4 protein-coding genes are annotated in these 4,768 nt (G+C 43.1%); 1 reads left to right on the top strand and 3 read right to left on the bottom strand.

Features of this window, described 5'->3' with window-relative positions; genetic code table 11:
• On the top strand, window positions 1–972 hold a 972-nt coding region (locus tag H6S82_RS18805), incomplete at its 5' end, for an EAL domain-containing protein (protein ID WP_191056545.1).
• A gap of 115 nt (window positions 973–1,087) precedes the next feature.
• On the opposite strand, the gene H6S82_RS18800 is transcribed toward H6S82_RS18805, so the two are convergent.
• From H6S82_RS18800 to H6S82_RS18790, 3 genes are all read right to left on the bottom strand, one after another.
• The gene (locus H6S82_RS18800) at window positions 1,088–3,775 is read right to left on the bottom strand and encodes a glucosidase (protein ID WP_190464913.1); all 2,688 of its coding nucleotides are present in this window, start codon (window positions 3,773–3,775) and stop codon (window positions 1,088–1,090) included.
• 16 nt (window positions 3,776–3,791) lie between these two features.
• Window positions 3,792–4,352 (bottom strand): sugar O-acetyltransferase, encoded by a 561-nt coding sequence (locus H6S82_RS18795; RefSeq protein WP_322111905.1) that lies wholly within the window; start codon window positions 4,350–4,352, stop codon window positions 3,792–3,794.
• A gap of 80 nt (window positions 4,353–4,432) precedes the next feature.
• A partial coding sequence (locus tag H6S82_RS18790; protein ID WP_191056544.1) for a cupin domain-containing protein occupies window positions 4,433–4,768 on the bottom strand: 336 nt, incomplete at its 5' end.

Below are 4,768 nucleotides of genomic sequence, written 5' to 3'. Positions count from 1 at the left end.
GGCATTGCGCTCTATCCCCACGATGGTGAAGATGCCGAAACTTTATTAAGAAATGCTGATGCCGCACTATACCGCGCTAAAGAACACGGTCGGAATAATTATCGGTTCTACAAACCGGAGATGAACGCACAAGCTTCCCAATTGTTGGCGTTAGAAAATCGCCTGCACCAAGCGCTAGAGCGGCGTGAGTTTGATGTTTACTACCAGCCTCAGATCCACATCAACACTGGGGAAATCATCGGGATGGAAGCTCTTGTGCGCTGGCGACATCCAGAACTGGGTCTAGTGTCACCAGGACAATTTATTCCCCTAGCAGAAGAAAACGGATTAATTGTACCGATCGGCGAGTGGGTGCTGCGGACTGCTTGCGCCCAAAATAAAGCTTGGCAGAATGCGGGGTTTTCGCCGTTGCGGGTGGCAGTTAACCTTTCGCCTCGGCAGTTCCAACAACCTAACATCGCATCTAGAGTGGCACTGGCGTTGGAAGAGACAGGGCTAGATCCTCAGTATTTAGAGCTGGAAATTACCGAAACTACTATTATGCAGAATCTGGACTTTGCCAGTGAAATGTTGCGAGACTTGCAAACTTTGGGAGTTTATATTTCTATTGATGATTTTGGGACTGGTTATTCTTCCTTGGGTTATTTAAAAAAGTTCCCCTTCGATAAGCTTAAAATCGATCAGTCTTTTGTGCGCGATTTGAAAGATAACCCGCACGATATAGCAATTATTTCTGCTATGATTACTCTCGGACACGGCCTTAATTTAAAAGTAGTGGCAGAGGGAGTCGAGACTCGCGAGCAATTGGAATTATTGCGAAGTTTGCAATCAGAAGAGATGCAAGGTTATTTATTCAGTCAGCCTCTGACAGCAGAAGATGCGACAAATTTACTGCACAATCCTTTGATAAAAACCAATATTTATTGTAGCACTCTCTGCATTGCTTACAGTCAGAATAAATTGCTTCATTGAAAGCTTAATCATCTGCCCATATTATTAATCTAAATGATTAGAATAATATCATGATGGCCTTAGCAGACTATAGTCTGTACGCTAATAGCCGCATTGTTTCTGAAAGTAAGGGCGCTCAACTAGAAGCGATATTTCTACTCCTATCCTCTCCACACTGTTGAATTAATTCTGCTACTAAACCAGTCCATCCCGTTTGATGGCTAGCACCAAGTCCCGTACCGTTATCGCCATGAAAATATTCGTAAAAAAGGATCGCATCGCGCCAGTTAGGGTCGGTTTGCAGTTTATCAATTTTACCGTAAACAGGTCTATTACCACAAGAATCTTTTAGAAAAATATTTACGACGTTGCGAGACAATGCGATCGCCACTTCCCGCAGCGTCATTTCTTGACCCGAACCTGTGGGACACTCGATTTTGAAATCATCGCCCAAGTAAGAATAAAACTTGTGCAACGCTTCTGTAATTAAGTAATTTACGGGAAACCAAACTGGGCCGCGCCAATTGGAATTGCCGCCGAAAAGATTGCTGCTAGATTCTGCTGGTTCGTAATCGACTCGGAATTCGCATCCATTGGCATTAAAAATATATGGATTTTGGGCATGATATTTGGAAAGGGCGCGAATGCCATAATCTCCAAAAAACTCTGTTTCATCCAGCAATCTTTTCAAAATGCACTTTAGTTTACTGCGATAAACAATTGCTAGCAATCTTCTCGCACCGATACCTGGCGTTTCCATGCAAGCGACATTTTCTTTCAAATCCGGTCGATTGTTAATGAACCACTCCAGTCGTTTTTTAAACCCAGGCAGTTTATTTAAAGTTTCCGGTTCCAGCGTTTCGACCGCAAACAAAGGAATCAATCCCACCATTGAACGAATTTTTAACTTTAAATTTTTGTCATCGGGGAGATGCAAAACATCGTAGTAAAAACCATCTGTTTCATCCCACAGCGAACCATCAGGATCGCCGATGTGATTCATCGCGTCAGCAATATACAAAAAATGCTCGAAAAATTTGCTGGCGATATCTTCGTAAGCTGAATTTGTTTTGGCTAGTTCGATCGCGATCGCCAACATATTTAAGCAATACATTCCCATCCAGCTTGTGCCATCAGACTGTTCTATATGTCCGCCTGTCGGCAGTTCCGCACTTCGATCGAAAACACCGATGTTGTCTAAACCTAAAAATCCGCCCTGAAATACATTTTTTCCCTCTACATCCTTGCGGTTTACCCACCAAGTAAAGTTGAGCAGCAACTTTTGAAATACTCGCTCCAAAAAACGTTTATCTGCCCGTCCGTACATTTTTTCTTCTATCTGATAAACACGCCACGCAGCCCAAGCATGAACGGGCGGATTTACATCGCTAAATTTCCATTCATAGGCCGGAATTTGGCCGTTGGGGTGCATATACCATTCCCGCGTCAACAAATCGAGTTGCTTCTTCGCAAAATCGGGATCTACCATCGCCAAAGGAATAGTATGAAAAGCCAAATCCCAAGCCGCAAACCAAGGATATTCCCATTTATCTGGCATTGAGAGAATATCGTCATTGTAAAGATGAAACCACTCGCAATTTCTACTGCGTTTGCGTTCTTCTGGTGGCGGTGGAGTAGCGCGATCGCCATTCAACCACTCTTCTACAACATAATGATAAAATTGCTTGCTCCACAACATACCCGCGAAAGCTTGTCGCTGCACGTTTCGCTCATCTTCTGATAGCGATTTCGGAGCAATCCGCTGATAAAATTCATCTGCTTCTTGCTGACGAGTTTTAAATATAACTTCAAATTCATCACCTAAAGGTTGGGATGAATTTGGAGAATCGCTCAGTCGCAAATGGATGACTTTCGTTTCGCCAGCATCAACTGTTAACAAGTAATGGGCTGCTACTTTGGTTCCTATATTATCGGGATTGACTGCTGACTTTCGATTATGTACAATATAATTATTAATTCCATCTTTCACGTAACGCGAAGCATTGCTTACACCAAACAATAACTGGTTGTTAGTTTCGTTTTCTGTAAAGAGAAGTTTTGGTGAATCCTGACAGTACAGCCATCTTTCTCCCAATGTGGGATGCGATGCTTCGATAACGCTGAATTTAGTTTCTGTATGACTGACTTTCACGAATGGTTTATCTTTGATGCCATTCCAAGACCAAGTGTTGCGAAACCAAAGAGTTGGTAACAGATGCAGCTTTCTCGCTTCTGCACCTCGATTGATAATACTAACTTGAATTAAAATATCGTCTGGCGAATTTTTGGCATACTCTACAAAAATATCAAAATAACGGTCATCATCAAAAATCCCTGTATCGAGCAATTCAAATTCTGGCTCTTTGCGACTGCGCTGCCCATTTTCTGCAACTAATCGATCGTATGGAAAAGCTTGGTGCGGATATTTGTACAGACATTTCATGTAAGAATGGGTAGGGGTGCTGTCGAGATAAAAATAGTATTCTTTGACATCTTCCCCGTGATTGCCCTCATTTCCTGTTAAGCCAAACAGCCTTTCTTTTAAGATTCCATCTTCGCCATTCCAGAAAGCAAGAGCAAAACATAAACGCTGATGGTTATCGGAAATTCCCGCAATCCCATCTTCACCCCAGCGATAGGCGCGAGAACGAGATTGTTCGTGCGTAAAATAGTCCCAAGCGGAACCATCGGGACTGTAATCTTCGCGGACAGTTCCCCACTGACGATCGCTCAAATATGGCCCCCACTTGCGCCAATGCGCTTGGCGTTCCCGTGCTTCTGCTAACCTTTTTTCTTCCTGGGTTATGTTTGCTGCTTCAGTCATACTTGAAAGTGCAAAATCAAGATAAATTGCGAATAATCCGGCAGGGATTTCCAGCAGCAACAACATTTGCAGGTATATCTTTTACAACCACGCTGCCAGCGCCTATAGTTGTGTTGTCACCGATAGTTACTCCTGGACAAATGATAACATTACCTCCGATCCAAACATTATTACCGATTTTGACAGGAGCGGCTAACTCTTTACCCGTAAGACGAATTTCCGGTGAGATCGGATGATACGCGGTGTAAATTTGAACATAAGGCCCACATAAAACGCTGTCGCCAATTTCCACCTTATTACAGTCAAGAATGACACAGCCAAAGTTCATGTAAAATTTATCGCCAACATAAGTATTGCTGCCGTAGTCGCAGTAGAAAGGTGGCTCAATTTCAACATTAGCACCAACTTTGGCAAATAATTCCGTTAAAATTTGCGTGCGCCTTTCCGTTTCTTCTTCAGTAGTATTATTGTATACTCTGCTCAGACGACGTGCGCGTTTGCGATCGGCAACTAATTCGGCGTCGGCAGCGAGATATAATTCGCCTGCCAGCATTTTGTCTTTTTCGGTTTTATCCACTGCCTTAAATGATTGATTGTCAGTCCAGAAACCCGGTTTCTAGGAGAAACCGGGTTTCTTTGGATATCTATCTATTATTTTTACACCATTTGGGGTAGGTTAATCTCGATGTTGTGCTGCTGCGCGATCGCAATTAATTCTTCGATCTTTTCTGGTTCCGGTGGCGGCGGCGGTGTAAACTTATTGGTTGCTGGTACACCTGCTTTCTCAAAAAATTCCCCCGCATTTGCCGGAGTAATAATTGCCAACATTTTGGCGGGTGATGTTGTTAAATTTCGGTAGGTATGAGGAATACCTTTCGGAGCTAGAACAAACGAACCAGGTGTAGCAGTGAAGCTTTTTTCACCGCTTTCAATTAACAATTCTCCTTCCAGTAAATACAATCCCTCAACTTCTTCCCTGTGCCAATGCTGTGG

The organism is Planktothrix sp. FACHB-1355, assembly GCF_014748295.1.
GTDB lineage: Bacteria > Cyanobacteriota > Cyanobacteriia > Cyanobacteriales > Aerosakkonemataceae > Aerosakkonema > Aerosakkonema funiforme_A.
The sequence above is the reverse complement of the archived record's forward strand: the minus strand, read 5'-3'. Positions and strand labels throughout refer to the sequence as shown.

What these genes read in the sequence shown, in the direction of transcription:
- H6S82_RS18800 (WP_190464913.1), bottom strand. Translation starts at nt 3,775, where the DNA reads ATGACTGAAGCAGCAAACATAACCCAGGAAGAAAAAAGGTTAGCAGAA.